A 15,750-nucleotide genomic window follows, 5' to 3' on the forward strand; every position below is an offset into this window, starting at 1 on the left:
TTCCCGATTACAAACAACTCCAAGTTAGTCCCCCGGCAACCAGCAATACTGTCAAACCATAAAATGTCTGTCGCAGACGCCTGAGAATTGGTTCTAGTTGGTAGTTGACAATCAACTGGTCTTGAAGCAAAACTTCGGGAGTTTTAGGCCAAGATTGACAATCGTACCAGCCAGACTCTTCGTAGACGACCGTGGGATTTGAAAGGCGCGATCGCACGTAGAACCAACCCAAGTAGAGCCGCAGCAAAGCTAATCCTAGAATAAAACCGGCACCTGCGGCACCGCTGAGGACAAACTGAGCTGGATACTTGACAGGAGCAAAGCTAGAAGCAGCTATCGGCACCGATACCAAGCAACTCCAAGCCCAGACCCAAGCTAGTTTTGCCAGGTATCCGGGCCAATTGAGTGTTACCCAGCTAAAAAACCAGGATTCTTTAAGTTCTTGGTATTCATTGATCGGTCGCTGTTCTTGCGGAACGGGACAAATAGAAGCAGAAACGTTTTTCACATTAGCCATCCTCACGGCGCGGGGGAAAAGTCAATGCGTTCGGCGTGTCCCCAGAACGCTTCTAAATTGTAGAACTCCCGCTCTTGAGGCTTCAAAATGTGAACGATCGCGTCGCCGTAGTCCATGACGACCCAACTAGCGTCTGATAGGCCTTGTGTACGAAGTGGCAAGCGTTGCCACTCTTCTTCCACTTGGTCTGCTATTGCTTGGGAGATGGCTCGTACTTGGACGTTGGAAAATCCGGTGACGATCGCAAAGTAGTCTGCCAAGTAGCATACTTCTGACACCCGGAGCAATACAATGTCTACTGCTTTACGGTCATCGGCTGCTTGAGCAACAGTCATGATCAGGCCGCGGGCTTCGTCTGAGGAGGTGCCGTCCGTTGCTGTAGACTGGGCCCTGGAATATTCGAGTTGGGTTAGATCTGACATTAAGTGTTTAAGTTCCTAATTGATACGGTAAGGGGGAATCGGTGCGCTACTAGCGATGGGTTGTTGGCAGTTTGAGACGAGAAATAGGAGTTAGGTTGAAGCCAAAAGTAAGAACAGGATTTCTGGTAAATTTTACTTTTAACTTGTGATTTGTTCGATCGACTTCTCCGTCGAATTTCCTGTTTCCGGCGATCGAGCCATTTGCAGCGCCCAATTGCGCGTAAGTACGGTGCGGGGGTGGATGTAGCAGCGAGTTTCTAGCAAATATTTAAGAGAATAATCGCTAGTTTGCCACACGGCTGCATAAAGATTTTGCAAGCTTGCCTCGCGCAGTGCTTCTAGTTCGGCTGTGTTGCCGCGGCTCGGCTCTATAGTGTCTGCTATGAATACGGTACAACTGAGCTGGCTCATGTTTGGTCTGCCGAGGGTGTGATTGGCGATTGCGTCCAAAATTTCTCGATCGACCACCCCGAATTCGTCTCTGGCGACGATCGCGCTCCCGTCTGCGTGCAGCAAATGCGGGTGTGCTTCCAACACTGAGTCTAACTCTAAACCTTCCGCCCTTGCCATTTGCAGCAGCAGTTGAGGTTTGAAGTATTTTGCCAAATCGTGCAACAAACCGGCCGATCGGGCTTTTGCTTCGTCGAGGCCGTAATGGCGAGCCAAGTCACCTGCTACCTGTTCGACTCCGAGGATGTGTTTAATGCGGGCAGCAGGAACGCGCTCAGAGAGCCAAGCTAGGACATTTTCGCGCGCGGGTGCAAGTGTCAAATATTAACTCCAAAATTGTATAGTTTATTTTATTTTAGCGTTTTCTTCTCATTGTCTGGGTTATATCCAAGTCTCGATCCCCCTCGTGTCCCCCAAAACATCGGGCGACGAAACAATTCTCTTATCCCCGTCTTATTAAAGGGTGCTAGGGGAGATCCGGGGAAAGAAAACACGCCCTAGTCTATCTTTTAGAGACATTTTATTTTTTGGATATGTCTGATGGATTGGCTGTTTTTGGTAATTATTTCATTTGTTCTACTTTTAGTCAGTGCCATCAAAGGTTTTTTTTAGTTGCTCCACTTCTGGCTTCGATGGTAATTTTGATTGCCATTTTGTTGAGAAGGGGATTTACGCTAAAAAGCTTAACCGAAATGGCTGTTGTTGGCAGTCAAAAATCTTTTTCTGTTATCGCTATTTTACTTTTAATTGGTGCAGTAATAGCTGCCTTGATGGCTGCTATTACTGTTCCGGTTCTGCTAGATTGGGCAATTAAATCGATCGACGCTCACTATTTTATTTTTGAGGCGTTTATCTTAACGAGCGTTATTTCTGTACTGCTCTGAACATCTTTTGGCACTGTACAGCACGCGCGGTTTCAAGCGCCGATCTTATTTGGGCAGCGGTGCCAATACTTTCTCACCATGACTCGCTGCAACGGCGGCAAATAAAGCTTCATAATGATTCAAAGCTTCCTCAAATCCGTAATTCTCCACAGCATAATTTCTGCCTTGCTCGCCCAACGCATCCACCCGATCGGGATTTAAGTACAAATCTTCAACTGCATCTGCCAAAGCCTGCGAATCTTCCGGCGCTACCACCACCCCGCCACCGCTTTGCTGCACTGCTTTCTGGGCCGTACCAGTTTCAGGAACCGACGCCAAAATTGCCCTGCCGCTGGCGAGAATTACTTGAATTTTTGAAGGCATATTGAAGTTAGTAACGCGGCGCTTTTGTACGACTAAACTAACATCAGCAGCAGCTAACAATTCGGGCAATTTTTCTCGCGGTTCAAATGGCAGCAACATTACATTATTAGCTTTGTAAGTTTCGCAATCTTTTTGCAAGCGCGCCAAGGCTGTTGATTCCCCCACAATTACAAAAGCGATTTCGGTTATGTGTTTCAAACGAGCCGCTGCTTGGACAACTGTTTGCAAGCCTTGAGTTAGGGCAATATTGCCAGCATAGAGAACGACAAATTTGCCCTTGAGTTTGTGGGTTTCTCGAAATGAGTTATTTTCCTTGGGTAAGGGGCGAATGAAATTGACATCAACCCAATTGGGAACGCAAACTATTTTTTCCGGGGGTACTCCTTGAGAGTGCAATTTGTTGACAAAACCGCTGTCGATGACGCTGACTTGGCTGGCTGTGCAGTAGGCCAATTTTTCTAAGGCGTCAGCAATGCGAACTAGCAGTCCGTTTTTTTTGACCAAGCCGACGCGCACGGCTGCTTCTGAGACGATATCCTGAACGTTGAGGACGATCGGGCAAGCGCGAATCCAGCCGTAAAACGCGACTGGGACGCAAATCGGTAAAGGGGGCATGGTCGAGAAAATCACGTCGGGACGCCAGCCTCTGAAGGCTTGGACGGCGCTGGAGGCGACAAAACTGCCGTCTAGCAGGAGTCGGTCTAGCAATGTAGGATGGGGGCCGTTGACGCGCAGGTAGCTGCGCTGAATTGTGACCCCGTTGTGTTCTTCCGTGAGGTAAAATTTGCCCTGATATTGGGGATAAATCCGGCGCTGGGGATAGTTGGGCATTCCTGTGACGACTCGGACTTCGTGGCCGCGCTTGACTAGACCTTGCGCTAGTTCTGTCATCAGGGGGGCAATGCCGATCGGCTCTGGATAGTAGTTATAGGAATAAATTAGAATACGCATAATATTTAGTTTGAAGCAAATTGTCCTGCTGTCGCGTGCATCGAGCCTGCACCCGGTGAATTGCAGAGGATGTGGTTGGGTTCCCGGTAGCACAACAGGGGGCGACGTTAGGATCTCTTCCACCTGAGCGAAAGAAGCCGCCCTGACCGGGCGGGTATCGCGCCATCAAGTAATATTTTTGCGCATTACCAGGCAGTTGCGGCGATCGTCGGTACGGATATACCGAAGCTCGTCTGTGAGCTTGTACATGAACACCAGTCCCCTTTCTCCTTCTCTGTCCAAGGGATCGCGCTGCTCTTGCATGATCGAGTGCAGCTTTGCTTCTAAGTTGAAGGGTTGACCCCTGTCCCAAATCCTAATTTCTAAGTAATCGGCAAACACTTTTACCTCAATGTCTATGGGCGTCGCGGGGGGCAAGTTCTGGTGAGCGTGGCGGACAGCGTTTGTAAAGCCTTCGTTGATTATCAGCCGGCACTGCCACCAGAAATCCGCTGGTATCATGGGCAAAACGATATTCTCCAACCATTCCAAAACGGATGTTAAAGCCTTCAGGTCTGTTTCAACCTGAAGCTGCGACTCGGCCTTTGGTTGCTTGTCTTTCATCTTTCTTCCCCCTGGTCGGCCCCCACCACCGCTGTACTCAGCGCCGGAGGGAGAGGAAAAGGAGGGCAAGGTCTTGGCAACATATTAGTTAAGTCAAGCTTGAGTTGAAGAAGCCCGTTTTGCCTCAAGGTGAGCATTCCTTTCGCACCATTTACTCGCACAGCAAATGAGAGACTTCCGATACTGTAACCCGCCTCGGTAGGGCGTTTAAATAGGGAAAATTCCCGAGTCAGCTTGCGAGGCAGTGATTTGAGCTTGAACCGTGTTAGCAGTCGGTACTTTTCTAAACACAGGTGAGTTCTTCTCGTGCTCGAAAATCATGCTGGGATCGTTCGAGTAGAACCTCGAAGTCGCAAATTGCTAATTATTAATGCTCTGATTGCAGAGCTGGCAACTAGCTGCGCATTTTCTGGGCGTGTGAATTTTAACACTTAATGCTAACGTAGCTATCGCTAGCGATCGTCTGCTTGACTAAGTATCAAGTTCGAGTTCCCGCCGCCCGTCCCCAACAGCACCTGAAAGTTCAGGGGTGGGTTGTTGAGGGTTCCTAGACAGCGCCGCTATTTTTGTTAAACAGGACTGTTACAGTTTTAACAATTAGTTTGAGGTCATACACCAGGCTCCAGTTTTGTTGGTATTTTAAGTCTAAACGGATGACATCTTCAAAATCGCGGACTTGAGAGCGACCGTTGACTTGCCATTCCCCGGTCATCCCGGGTTTGACATCCAAACGCTGCCACTGAGGGACTTCGTAGCGCTCAACTTCGTCTGGGGTAGGCGGTCTAGTGCCGACTAGACTCATTTCTCCTTTGAGCACGTTCCAAAACTGCGGCAGTTCGTCGAGACTGGTTTTGCGCAAGATGCGCCCGACTTTGGTAATCCGCGGGTCGTTGTCATTTTTGAAAAATGCGCCAGAAGCTTGGTTTTTGATTTGGTCTTTCATCGCTTCGGCGTTGGTACACATCGATCGAAATTTCCAAATCCGAAATTGTTTGCCCATCCAGCCGCAGCGGGTTTGAGCAAAAAATATCGGGCCTGGATCGTTGATCGTGATGGCTGCAGCTATGGGTACGAGTAAAATTCCTGTAATCATCAAACCAACTATTGCCCCAACGACATCTATCAGCCGCTTCACCCACGATTGCACTGAGGGGTGGGTCATCGGTAGGTGATTGTCCGAGGGGTTTGTCTCTGTGGGAGTTGAGGTTGCAGAGGGTTGCTCGATAGTCAGCACTTGATCTAGGCTGGTGAGAGCAAATACTGCCATCACCTGCGGCTTGAGGCTTCGGAGCACCAAGTCGCTGCCGCGCTGTTTGGCAAATTTCAAGTTGCTGACTAAAGCACCGATTCCGCTACTGTCGATGAATGTGGTCTGACTGAAGTCTAGGACGATTTTGCTGGGAACGGTGTTTCCAGAGAAAAGTTGCTGGCAGGTTGTCTTGAAGTTTACCGCTTCAAGTACGCTCAAGCGCACGGGTATGTGAACTGAGGGAGTCTCGTCCAAGTACGTAACCCGAAAATCTGCCTCTGGGGTTTGGCTGACCATGAAGTCCTGGTTTCAAATTTCAAGCTGATGTCTTTAGCTTATTCTGTCCTAGCAGCTCCTTCTTAAGCTAGCTTTATACAAACTTTACAAAAACGCCTTAAAACTCGCCCGCCGAGAGTGATATCCAAGGCAAAAATAGACTTGAGTCTACCAGTCGCTGTTTTAGCCCCAAGATTTTTGAACGCAGTCGCTGCCAAACTTTGACATCGGAATCAAGATTTTTGTGGATTCAGGCCGATTAATCTTGTCGTTAATAATTTTTTTGCCTGTCTTGCACAGGATAGCCACCGCAGTTAACAGTTAACAGCTAACACAGAAGTCAACAGTTAACCGTTAACTGCAAAACCCCCGTAACAAGTGCCGGAGGATGAGGTTAAGAATTGTAGACGTTTTCTGACTGGGAAGTTTCGCGGGTGATGGGTTTGACTTTGGCTTTGGCTTTCGCTGCGTTGCGTTTGAGGGCCTGGAGACGAGCTTCGTATTTAGCCCGCTGCTGTTTTTTGGAGGTTTGCTCAATTAAGGTTTTTAAGGCACTGCCGAGGCTTTTGTAGGCGTTTGGGAGTGTGTAGCCGAAGCGGGTAGCCAGGGCGAGGGCTTTTTCGTCGGCGTCTACTGCTTCTTTTAAACTTTTCTCTCCGTTGTTTTTTTGGTAAAGTCTCCAGCCGGAGACGCCGCACAGGGATAGGGCCAGTATTAACAGCAAGCCGTCTTGCACCCAAAGTTCACCGACGGCGCCGCCTAAACCAATGGCGAGGGCTGCCATTTCCCAACCATCTCTGGGGATGGTGTCGTTTTGGATTCTGGCGACTTCGTGCCAAAATAGGAGGTTGCGCTGATCCATTGCTAGCTGTTCCCAGCGGATCAGGTCTATTTGGATTTCTACCTGGTCTTTGCCTATTTCTTCGCTCCGGATCAGGGTAGGATTAACTTCTATTGTTTTTTCTACTGTTACCCAACTTTGGAGTTCTGGGGGCAGTATATTTTTCAAGCGCCGGATCTCACTCATCTCGGCTCTTGCTGTAGAGGTTGCATAGGATGTCATAGCTCCGGCCTATTGATTTTCCAAAGGTTAATATGTGTCTATTTCTGGAGTATAGCAAACCTTGAATCCAAATATAGTCTAGCAACGGGGGTCGATCGACCAATACTTGCAAATTTACTTGATTTTACTCGAAGAGGGCGATCGCAACTGCCTGCTCGATCATTGACTTTCGACTATTTCATCAACGGTTCGATTTCTTGTAGCAATTTCGACCAAGCCGACAAAACTTCCGGCTTAGAAGTTATGCCTTTTTGAACTCCCACCCCTTTGTTCAATACTTCAGAAATTCTGTAATAACCGTGCCGCCGAGCTTCGCCTGTTAAACTCACTCCCCTCTAACTCTACCTGGGTTTATAGGAGCTTTTAAATTGTTCTACTGCAACTGTCATAAGTCCAGCAATCCATAATCGACATCAACATTTTTTCCATCTTCGTCTCGAAACTCCATCACTTCTAAACGGATAATTTTCGGGGAGTTTGACGGTCGAGAAACTCTAGCAAATCTAAATAAATCATTTGTGTACAACCAACATTTTTATTTAATTTTAATTTTATTAAAATTAAATAAAAATTGCAATAGTTTCTTAACCATGCTAAAATTTTGACAGCTCTCGTAAAAACGTCTAAGATGCTTTTACCTTGTATCCCAATACTTTCTACAGAATTTTCTGGAGAACCATAAGGGCTAAATAAACAACAATTTATTGACAATTCGGACTGTAATTTACCGTCGTTTTTCCTGATTACTAACAGCTTCTGCATTTTTTGATTTCTCTGCTACCTAGCACCATCTCTGATTAACAACATTTTTGGGCGTTGCTGAATAGAGGTATGAACCTATTTTGTTTGGAATTAAAAAAATCAACCATACTTGGCTTATGGCAATTGTGAAATCTTCAATTATACCTGTATTAAGCAACGCCAAATAATTAAAGTGACTTGAGAAGACCGCTTTCTAACTGATAAATTGCTGCCATGATTCCGCTTTCAGGATTTGTAAGCAGGGACTTTTTGACATCTTTCAAGTATTCTACAATGTGTTCCCGCAAAATCGGTCTTTCTACTTTGACTGTGTGATTGTAATCCCACAAATCCCAAATGATAATCCCGATGCCGACAATCGGGTCGATTAAACTTACTCCCAACTGACTCGCAACTGTACCGCCTGTTTTTGTGGCAACTTTGGCGGCGGCTTTGCTGGCAACTTTGGCGGTAACTTTACTACCAACTTTAGCTGCGACTCCCAAAATTAAGGGTTTAGCAACCAAGTAACCGCTACCGCCAACTAATACTTTTAATGATAAATTCGAGACGTTTCCTTTGTCGCTAATTGTGGTAGCAATATCGTTCAAATATTTGTCCCACTGTACCTGCGGTATGCTATAATTGTTTTGAACTACTTTAACATTTTTGCTAACTTCTGATATGTACAAATTAGCAGTATCTTGAGTGATTAATTGAAAGCGCAGTTGAGCGTTTTTTGGCACCAGCACGCGGTTAGCAAATTCTCTTTGAAAGTCCTCGGTTAATTTTTCTGAAACAGCACGAGATGCTGCTGTCATATCAAATCTGTTGAGTACGGCTGATTTCACGAAATTAAAAGGTACGGTAAACTCCATCTTTTTTTGATTGAAGTAATCGAAGTACCAATCGAGGAAACTGTTGTCAACTCGCGCGATTACTTCGGTTTCCCATTTGTCCAACTCTTTAGATGCGAAAGTTTCGGCAGTTATATGAGATTGTTGGATAGCGTTTTTAACGTCTTGGTTGACTTTGCTAAAATCGTGTGGCGGCGAGACTACAACTGCTGTGGTTCCCGTATTTGTTAGTGACTGGGAAATTAGAAAGTTACCTAATAGGGGAATGATAACTACTAAAATTACGATCGTCCAAATCATCGGTGTCACTGTTTTGATAAACTGACCGATAACTCTGAGACGTTCTGTTTTCTCTGAATAGCTAATTTCTTCCTTGTCTTGACTCATGGCGGTTTCTCAACTGATGAGAGTTGGGCTAGTTTCGATTATAGGCGATCGTACCTGCGATCGTGTTACGGGCGTGTGGCCTGAGATTCTGGAAGGGTTGGGGAAAAGTGCGCGCTAGTGAAGCTATCCCACAGAAAATCGCCAGTTTTTAATTCTTGACTGCATAGAAATTAAAGTGGTACTATTTTTGAATAGATCTCAAGCTGTTAATATGACCTTAGATCCTTTGCTCCGCAAGCTAGCAGCCATAAATCAAGCTTTATCTGCCATTTCAGCAGAAACCTGCACGGTGGCAGGATGCAATCAAGCAGTTTCAAAACCCGGTCACAAATTATGCTACGAACATTGGAAAGCTAACAACGCTCAACCCGTGTCAGCGCCCAAACCTAAACCCCAACAATCCTCTTCCCCCTCACTTCTGTCCGCTACCAGCATCAGCGAGAAACTAGAAATATCAAAGCACAAAGTCAATCCGATTTTAGCGGAGTTAGGATTGGTAAACAAAGAGCGCAACGGCTGGGTAGCCACTAAGCGGGGAATAGGTTTTGGGGCGGTGGAAAAAACCTACCCTCAAGATAACACTCCTTATGTGCTTTGGCCAGAATCTATACTGACAAATCAAGTTTTTCTAGCGACTATTGAGAGTCTTAAAGGTGACAATTCAGAACAGAGCAAAACAGAAGTAAACACAAAGCTAGGGTTCCGCGAGAAGTTTCGGGCGAGTGCACAGCATCGAACAACCGACGGTCATTTTGTGCGGTCTAAAGCTGAAGTTTTGATTGATAATTGGCTCTATATGGCGGAGCTTGTTCACGCCTATGAACGCCGACTACCCATAGAGGAAGAAGCTTACTGTGACTTTTATATTCCTGGGGGAAAGGTGTATATTGAATACTGGGGATATGAGAACAACCCGGAGTATGTGGCGCGTAAGGAAGTGAAACAAGAACTATATCAGAAGTACGAACTCAACCTGATTGAGTTAACAGATGAACACATCAAAAATTTGGATGATTATTTGCCTAGAATGTTATTAAAATTTGGCGTAATTGTAAATTGATTGAAAAGTACGACCGCACTCTTAATCCACGTTAATCTGCGTTAATCTGCCTGTATCAGCGGTGCATAAAAAAATAAAATAGCGATCGCCCTTTAACCCTCCCTCAAACTCGATTGTCCTTTATGCTAAACATCAACCGCAGGTAAAGGAATCTCATCGCCGCACTCATAAGCAGTCTCTACCCACAATTCCCTAGCTTCCTCAATGTTCTCCGTCGCTTCCGACAAAGTTTCACCTACAGACATACAACCCGGAAGGTCTTTTATTATGGCTGTATAACCTTCAGATTCTCGGTAAAAACTGATACCATATTTCAGGCTCAAGTAATAATCTAGAGATTTAAGCTTGACTTTCATCTTCTAATTAAAAGAGCGATCGCACACTTCATCCGCGTTCATCTGCGTCAATCCGCCTACATCAGCGGTTCCTAAAAAAATAAGGTGAGCAACGCCCACCTTACTCTCTTACTAAAAACGATTAAACCTTCGCTTCATTCTTCACCAAATTACCCCAACCCAAATCCTTCAGCGAATTATTCCGGCGCAGCGGACGAGTCACCAACTCCAAAATATCCCGCGCATTACCAAAGCCGTGAATCTGAGCAAAAGTAAACTCAACAGACCACTTAGTATTAATCCCCCGCGCTTCCAAAGGATTAGCGTGAGCCATACCAGTAATCACCAAGTCAATATTCTGCTCGTAAATCCGCTGAAGCTGATTGTAATTGTCCGGTTTCTCCACAATCCGAGGAGTAGGAACTCCCATCTCGTGACAAGTTTTTTCTAACAAAGCCAATTCTGCCGCCTGATAGCGCTTGTCCATGTAAGGAATTCCGATTTCCGGGCAAGTCATGCCGCAGCGAATCAAGAAACGTGCTAAAGAAATCTCTAGCAAATTGTCTCCCATAAAGAAGACAGATTTACCGCGAATTATTTGCAGGTAATCTTCCAAGCCAGCCCAGATTTGCGCTTCCCGTTCGTCCAAACCTTTTGGTTCAATTCCCAATACTGAGCAAATCTTTTCAATCCAAGCGCGAGTTCCGTCAGGGCCGATCGGGAATGGCGAACCAATTAGCTTACACTTGCGGCGGCGCATCAACGTAGAAGCAGTGCGCGACAAGAACGGATTCATGCCCGATACATAATAGCCTTCTTCCAAGACTGGCAATTCAGTGTAGCGCTTGGAAGGAAGCCAACCGGAAACTTTGATTCCTTGCTTCTTCAATTCTAGAGTTAGCTGAGTAACAACCGGATCGGGCAAAGAACCGAAAAGTACCAGCGGTGTGTGCTTGACATATTCCGATTCATCTGCTGCAACTTCCTCTTTTTTCTTGCCGAAATTCAGCAGTTGAGAGATAGCATTGCGTTCTTGTTTCTGAGATTCCATCACGGGCGCTTTCTCAGGGCATTTAGCAGCCATCGCTGCTAAAACGGTATCTTCCCCTTGAGTAAAAGCGTAATCCAAGCCGTTAGCGCGCGCTGTGACGATGGGAATGCCAATTTCTGCTTCGAGTTTCGGCGCTAACCCTTCCAAATCCATTTTGATGATTTCGGTGGTGCAAGTGCCGATCCAGACAATTACACTCGGGTTACGATCGCGCTTAATTTGCAAGCACAGCCGCTTCAACTCATCATAGTCGTTTAACTGAGCGGAAATATCGCCTTCTTCCAACTCAGCCATCGCATAGCGAGGCTCAGCAAAAATCATCACGCCCATTGCGTTTTGCAAGAAATAGCCGCAAGTCTTAGTACCGATGACCAAGAAAAAGCTATCTTCAATTTTTTGATAAAGCCAAGCTACGCAGCTAATCGGACAAAAAGTGTGATAATTGCCTGTTTCGCATTCAAAGTTTAAAGCTTCCGGTTCATTAGTAGTAATAGCAGTCATATTTCAAATGTTCTCCCTTTAAATTGTTTTTAGTCTCGAACAGGACAGGCTCGCCTAGCGAGGAAATACCTGGATTTTGCGATCGCCTCGCTGCTCTCGCGGACGAGAGAAATAGGTTATTTTTTCTATCAAACGCGAACAGGCACAGGAGCGAAAAAAAATCTGTTTTTTGCGATCGCGCTGAAGCAGCGAACAATAATAGAAATACCTGGTTTTGGCGTAATTCCCCTGAAAAATAGATGCAGCCCACTCAATATTTCCGCAGCAGCCGCAGCATCCAAAATTTGGGCTAAAAAATTCTGCGCGAGGGCATATAATCCCTCACAGCAGGGATTTAGTGTTCTTCAACTCGCTAAGCCAAAAAGCCTTTTGGCAGTTGTGAGTTTGAGCTAATAAAATAATTAACAGCTCACAACTCACAACTCACAAATAGAGCGGGAAACTTCAAGACTAGGAGAGACGCGGGCGATCGCAACAACCTCACTTAAAATCCGACAAAAAGCCCGAAATTTCTTCATCCTCATCGTCGGAATCCAAATCGCCGAGACCTAAAGCATCTAAATCATCTTCGTCAGGATCTCCGGTAGTTGCTTCCCCCAGATCGTCAAGTCCGAGATCGTCGAGGTCATCGTCATCAGATACAGAGAAATCGTCAATACCGTCTTCGTCCAAGTCGCCCAGATCCATGTCTAGGTCATCTGAGGTCGCTGTCCCAAACGGATCGGGTATTTCTTCCGCGACAAAATCTTCATCTTCTTCCCCAAACGGATCGGATATCCCCGCTTCGAGATCCCCAGAGGTCAAAGTCCCAAATTGTGAGGATGCTTCTTCATCATCATCGCCGAGGTCGAGACCGCCCAAAGCCGAGGCTTCTTCATCGTCATCGCCGAGGCCGAGACCGTCCAAAGCCGAGGATTCTTCTTCCTCGTCATCGCCGAGGTCGAGACCGCCCAAACCCAAGGCTTCTTCTTCCTCGTCGTCGCCGAGGTCGAAGTCAGATACGACATCTTCCTCGTCGTCGCCGAGGTCGAAGTCAGATACCACGTCTTCCTCATCCTCACCCATATCGAAGTCAGATACCGCGTCTTCCTCATCATCGCCGAGGTCGAGACCGTCCAAAGCCGAGGCTTCTTCCTCATCGTCGTCCAGGTCGAAGTCGGAGACTGCTTCTTCCTCATCGTCGTCCAGGTCGAAGTCGGAGACTGCTTCTTCCTCGTCATCGCCCAGATCGAAGTCGGAGACTGCTTCTTCCTCGTCATCGCCCAGGTCGAAGTCAGAGACTGCTTCTTCCTCAAACTCATCGAAGGATTCCTCGTCGGAGCTCAGTGCTGACGCAGCAGCAGCCAGACCGGCCGCTCCGGCGACTCCAGCGACTACTCCGGCTGCTGCTAAGCCCGCACCGCCCAATTTATTAGATTGGGCATCAGCGGGTGCAGCAGTTGCTGTTTGAGCCGCTGCGGGTGCAGCAGTTACTGTTTGAGCCGCTGCGGGTGCAGCAGTTACTGTTTGAGCCGCTGCGGGTGCAGCATTTACTGTTTGAGCCGCTGCGGGTGCAGCATTTACTGTTTGAGCCGCTGCGGGTGCAGCAGTTGCTGTTTGAGCCGCTGCGGGTGCAGCAGTTGCTGTTTGAGTCGCTGCGGGTGCAGCAGTTGTTGGAGTTTGGCTGGCCGTTTGTTGCGCCGTACTTGAGGGCATACCCAGGGCCAGGTCCGGGTCAAAATTTAGCCCCAACACTTCGATCAGGCTGTCTGCATCCGCCTTCAGTTTTGAGAAGGGCAGCATTAATTGCTGGAGTTCCGGCTCCAGGGCAGCCGCAATTCCCAGGATGAGGTAAGAAACAGGCCTTTTCCCGCCGTCGGGTGTGGCGACCGTGTTCTCAGCCGTCATGTGCAGGAGCAGCCAAGCCCGATTAACCTGGTAGTAGTCCAACCACTTCTGTTTGAGAGCAACTGAAAAAGTATCAAAAAAAGCCATAACCTCTTTATCCTCATCCTGATCGCTAGACCTATTAAACCATCATCAGGTCTAGCTCATCTTCCTCCTTCTTGACCACTGGTTGCACTGGATTTAGGTAAAAATCTGATAGCAGCGAGAATAATTCGCGATCGGGCGTGTCGTTGGGCACTACTCCTTCGGGCATGGCCAAAATCTGGTCGGCGATGTTGAGGTAGTAATCGCACACGTAGTTGAGGGAAGGATCGCTCTCGGCCATCTCAAACAATGTTTTGCCTTTGACGCGAGAAACGCGGATGTCTTCAATCAAGGGCAGCACTTCCAGCACCGGCATCGGTACAGAGTCAATGTACTTGTCGATCAAGTCGCGCTTTGAGGTGCGGTTGCCAATTAAACCGGCGAGTCGCAGCGGGTGAGTGCGGGCTTTTTCGCGGACTGAGGCGGCGATACGGTTGGCTGCAAATAAAGCGTCGAACCCGTTGTCGGTAACAATCATGCAGTAGTCGGCGTAGTTCAAGGGGGCTGCAAAACCGCCGCACACTACGTCGCCGAGCACGTCGAACAGGATGATGTCGTATTCATCGAAGGCATTTAGTTCTTTGAGCAGTTTGACTGTTTCGCCGACTACATAGCCGCCGCAGCCAGCTCCTGCGGGAGGGCCACCTGCTTCTACGCAGTCAACGCCGCCATAGCCTTTGTAAATGACATCTTCGGGCCAAACGTCTTCGTAGTGATAGTCCTTTTCCTGAAGGGTGTCAATAATTGTCGGGATCAAGAAGCCAGTGAGGGTAAATGTGCTGTCGTGCTTTGGATCGCAACCGATTTGCAAAACTTTTTTGCCGCGCTTGGCTAAGGCAACGGAGATGTTGCAGCTTGTTGTCGATTTGCCAATTCCACCTTTTCCGTAAACTGCGAGTTTCACTCTTTGTTCTCCTATAGGTTTCTATCAAAACTATGAGGGCTGGGGTTTGATGCTTTTTTTCGACGCCCAACTGCAATAGCTCAATTGCACTAGCCGACGTTGCAATAGCCCAACTGCAATGCCCTTACTTTCAGTCGATTTGAGATTTCAGATTTTAGATTGACTCCACAGATGAATCTGGGGCTTCTCCCTAATGTCTAAAATTTTTCGCTCTCGACGACTTTTGTTTGGGGCTTGTATCCGTCTTTGGGGTAGGCCAATTTTCGAGCCTGCCCTAAGTCACCTCGTTGAAAGCATTATTAGCTAACTTGCGAGGAAAAGAAAGGGGGCGTCTAAATGAAAATGCTAGTAAATTTGTTTATTTTGCACTTGTGGGAATCTTAACTGGTTTTTTGAACTAAAAATCTATTTTTATAATCTTTTTAGATTTTTAATTACTTTTAAGATATTTTTTTAATATAAAGAGGTACAAAAAAAAAAAAAAAATTAACTTCTCAAACAATCTGGGCTTTTGGCTTTGGGGCTGGGATGCAGGCAGTTGATGGCTTGTGCGGGTAACTTGAACGGGCACAAAGGCGCTAGTGGATGAGGTAAACGAGAGAGTGAGTTTGGCCCAGTTGGATGGGGGGAGGGCAAAGTGATGTTAGCTTTCTGCTGTTGTGGGTAATTTTGCTGGGGTTTTGAGTGTTGTGTAAAAAATTGTGAATTTTTAGGAATTGGTGGGAGATTGGGGGAGGGGAAGAGGAGGACTGTGGGACTGTGGGAGAATATTATTTTTTCCCAATGAGGTAGGGTCGAGAGAAGATATTACTATCCTCTCCCTCCCATTCGGAAACGTGCTTGCCAGTTTCCTAGCACACGGCTACTCGGGTGTACTCTTGTCATTTGAGGGCTTCCCCTTCTTCCGACTTGCTTGAGGTTTCTTTCCTGAAGATAGGAGTTCCAGGTTGTGTTTCCTGATTGATTCCAAGTCGGTTTTAGTTTTCACATCGTGACAATGCCGATGCAATAGTTGAAGATTTTTGTACTCATCCTTACCTCCAAAGGCTCTGGGGACGATAGGGTCAACTTCTATTATACCAATTTCCTAAAGTCATGCTACAGATAGAGCATCTAAAATAAATTCCCATCCCGTCAAAGAAGCAATAACTTCCAACGTCAACTT

Annotated in this window: 15 protein-coding genes and 1 pseudogene; 2 read left to right on the forward strand and 14 right to left on the reverse strand. The window is 46.9% G+C overall.

The genetic code is table 11. The annotated features are described in order from the left end of the window. Nucleotides 1–7: 7 nt before the first annotated feature. The 3 genes from E5S67_RS19255 to yqeK all read right to left on the reverse strand — a co-directional run bounded on the left by E5S67_RS19255 (nt 8) and on the right by yqeK (nt 1,710). Nucleotides 8–517, reverse strand: coding sequence for a CGLD27 family protein (locus E5S67_RS19255; RefSeq protein ID WP_172189954.1), 510 nt, complete (start codon nt 515–517; stop codon nt 8–10). Nucleotides 518–519: 2 nt separating this feature from the next. Further along, nucleotides 520–939, reverse strand: a complete 420-nt coding sequence (gene rsfS / locus E5S67_RS19260; protein ID WP_172189956.1) for a ribosome silencing factor — start codon at nt 937–939, stop codon at nt 520–522. 138 nt (nt 940–1,077) lie between these two features. Next, nucleotides 1,078–1,710 (reverse strand): bis(5'-nucleosyl)-tetraphosphatase (symmetrical) YqeK, encoded by a 633-nt coding sequence (yqeK, locus tag E5S67_RS19265; protein WP_172189958.1) that lies wholly within the window; start codon nt 1,708–1,710, stop codon nt 1,078–1,080. A gap of 212 nt (nt 1,711–1,922) precedes the next feature. Here yqeK and E5S67_RS19270 point away from each other — a divergent pair, with 212 nt between their 5' ends. Further along, a complete protein-coding gene (locus E5S67_RS19270) occupies nt 1,923–2,273 on the forward strand; it encodes a Na+/H+ antiporter NhaC family protein (protein WP_172189960.1) in 351 nt (116 codons plus the stop codon). A 45-nt stretch (nt 2,274–2,318) separates the two neighbouring features. Here E5S67_RS19270 and E5S67_RS19275 read toward each other — a convergent pair whose 3' ends face one another. From E5S67_RS19275 to E5S67_RS19300, 6 genes are all read right to left on the reverse strand, one after another. Next, nucleotides 2,319–3,587: a WcaI family glycosyltransferase gene (locus E5S67_RS19275; protein ID WP_172189962.1), complete on the reverse strand. Its 1,269-nt coding sequence runs from the start codon at nt 3,585–3,587 to the stop codon at nt 2,319–2,321. Nucleotides 3,588–3,752: 165 nt separating this feature from the next. Beyond that, nucleotides 3,753–4,190 carry an ATP-binding protein gene (locus E5S67_RS19280; RefSeq protein ID WP_172189964.1) on the reverse strand — a complete coding sequence of 146 codons (438 nt, stop codon included), beginning with the start codon at nt 4,188–4,190 and terminating at the stop codon, nt 3,753–3,755. A gap of 547 nt (nt 4,191–4,737) precedes the next feature. Continuing rightward, nucleotides 4,738–5,736, reverse strand: coding sequence for a sugar transferase (locus E5S67_RS19285; RefSeq protein WP_172189966.1), 999 nt, complete (start codon nt 5,734–5,736; stop codon nt 4,738–4,740). A 373-nt stretch (nt 5,737–6,109) separates the two neighbouring features. After that, nucleotides 6,110–6,778, reverse strand: coding sequence for a DUF3318 domain-containing protein (locus E5S67_RS19290; RefSeq protein WP_172189967.1), 669 nt, complete (start codon nt 6,776–6,778; stop codon nt 6,110–6,112). Nucleotides 6,779–6,951: 173 nt separating this feature from the next. Next, nucleotides 6,952–7,107, reverse strand: a complete 156-nt coding sequence (locus E5S67_RS19295; protein ID WP_172189968.1) for a hypothetical protein — start codon at nt 7,105–7,107, stop codon at nt 6,952–6,954. A 600-nt stretch (nt 7,108–7,707) separates the two neighbouring features. Further along, nucleotides 7,708–8,763 (reverse strand): hypothetical protein, encoded by a 1,056-nt coding sequence (locus tag E5S67_RS19300; RefSeq protein ID WP_172189969.1) that lies wholly within the window; start codon nt 8,761–8,763, stop codon nt 7,708–7,710. Nucleotides 8,764–8,950: 187 nt separating this feature from the next. Between E5S67_RS19300 and E5S67_RS19305 the strand changes: the two genes are divergently transcribed. After that, nucleotides 8,951–9,823: a hypothetical protein gene (locus tag E5S67_RS19305; RefSeq protein WP_246276868.1), complete on the forward strand. Its 873-nt coding sequence runs from the start codon at nt 8,951–8,953 to the stop codon at nt 9,821–9,823. Between the two features lie 125 nt (nt 9,824–9,948). Here the strand turns inward: E5S67_RS19305 and E5S67_RS19310 are convergent, their stop codons facing one another. From E5S67_RS19310 to E5S67_RS19330, 5 genes and pseudogenes are all read right to left on the reverse strand, one after another. Next, a complete protein-coding gene (locus tag E5S67_RS19310) occupies nt 9,949–10,179 on the reverse strand; it encodes a type II toxin-antitoxin system HicB family antitoxin (protein ID WP_172189971.1) in 231 nt (76 codons plus the stop codon). 121 nt (nt 10,180–10,300) lie between these two features. Continuing rightward, nucleotides 10,301–11,710 carry a ferredoxin:protochlorophyllide reductase (ATP-dependent) subunit N gene (locus tag E5S67_RS19315; RefSeq protein WP_216670582.1) on the reverse strand — a complete coding sequence of 470 codons (1,410 nt, stop codon included), beginning with the start codon at nt 11,708–11,710 and terminating at the stop codon, nt 10,301–10,303. Nucleotides 11,711–12,190: 480 nt separating this feature from the next. After that, nucleotides 12,191–13,684, reverse strand: coding sequence for a DUF5331 domain-containing protein (locus tag E5S67_RS19320; protein ID WP_172189972.1), 1,494 nt, complete (start codon nt 13,682–13,684; stop codon nt 12,191–12,193). 34 nt (nt 13,685–13,718) lie between these two features. Next, nucleotides 13,719–14,585, reverse strand: a complete 867-nt coding sequence (gene bchL / locus E5S67_RS19325) for a ferredoxin:protochlorophyllide reductase (ATP-dependent) iron-sulfur ATP-binding protein (protein WP_172189973.1) — start codon at nt 14,583–14,585, stop codon at nt 13,719–13,721. Nucleotides 14,586–15,447: 862 nt separating this feature from the next. Further along, nucleotides 15,448–15,663: pseudogene (locus E5S67_RS19330) on the reverse strand (HNH endonuclease); the annotation flags it as partial. Nucleotides 15,664–15,750 lie beyond the last annotated feature (87 nt).

The organism is Microcoleus asticus IPMA8 (assembly GCF_013179805.1).
In the GTDB taxonomy this organism is placed as follows: Bacteria; Cyanobacteriota; Cyanobacteriia; order Cyanobacteriales; family Microcoleaceae; genus Microcoleus; species Microcoleus asticus.

Bases quoted from the DNA above. Each gene is read 5' to 3' on its own strand.
- E5S67_RS19275 (WP_172189962.1), bottom strand. From the start codon at position 3,587: ATGCGTATTCTAATTTATTCCTATAACTACTATCCAGAGCCGATCGGC.
- E5S67_RS19310 (WP_172189971.1), bottom strand. From the start codon at position 10,179: ATGAAAGTCAAGCTTAAATCTCTAGATTATTACTTGAGCCTGAAATAT.
- E5S67_RS19255 (WP_172189954.1), bottom strand. From the start codon at position 517: ATGGCTAATGTGAAAAACGTTTCTGCTTCTATTTGTCCCGTTCCGCAA.
- rsfS (WP_172189956.1), bottom strand. From the start codon at position 939: ATGTCAGATCTAACCCAACTCGAATATTCCAGGGCCCAGTCTACAGCA.
- E5S67_RS19285 (WP_172189966.1), bottom strand. From the start codon at position 5,736: ATGGTCAGCCAAACCCCAGAGGCAGATTTTCGGGTTACGTACTTGGAC.
- E5S67_RS19320 (WP_172189972.1), bottom strand. From the start codon at position 13,684: ATGGCTTTTTTTGATACTTTTTCAGTTGCTCTCAAACAGAAGTGGTTG.
- E5S67_RS19290 (WP_172189967.1), bottom strand. From the start codon at position 6,778: ATGACATCCTATGCAACCTCTACAGCAAGAGCCGAGATGAGTGAGATC.
- E5S67_RS19280 (WP_172189964.1), bottom strand. From the start codon at position 4,190: ATGAAAGACAAGCAACCAAAGGCCGAGTCGCAGCTTCAGGTTGAAACA.
- E5S67_RS19300 (WP_172189969.1), bottom strand. From the start codon at position 8,763: ATGAGTCAAGACAAGGAAGAAATTAGCTATTCAGAGAAAACAGAACGT.
- E5S67_RS19315 (WP_216670582.1), bottom strand. From the start codon at position 11,710: ATGACTGCTATTACTACTAATGAACCGGAAGCTTTAAACTTTGAATGC.
- E5S67_RS19270 (WP_172189960.1), top strand. From the start codon at position 1,923: ATGTCTGATGGATTGGCTGTTTTTGGTAATTATTTCATTTGTTCTACT.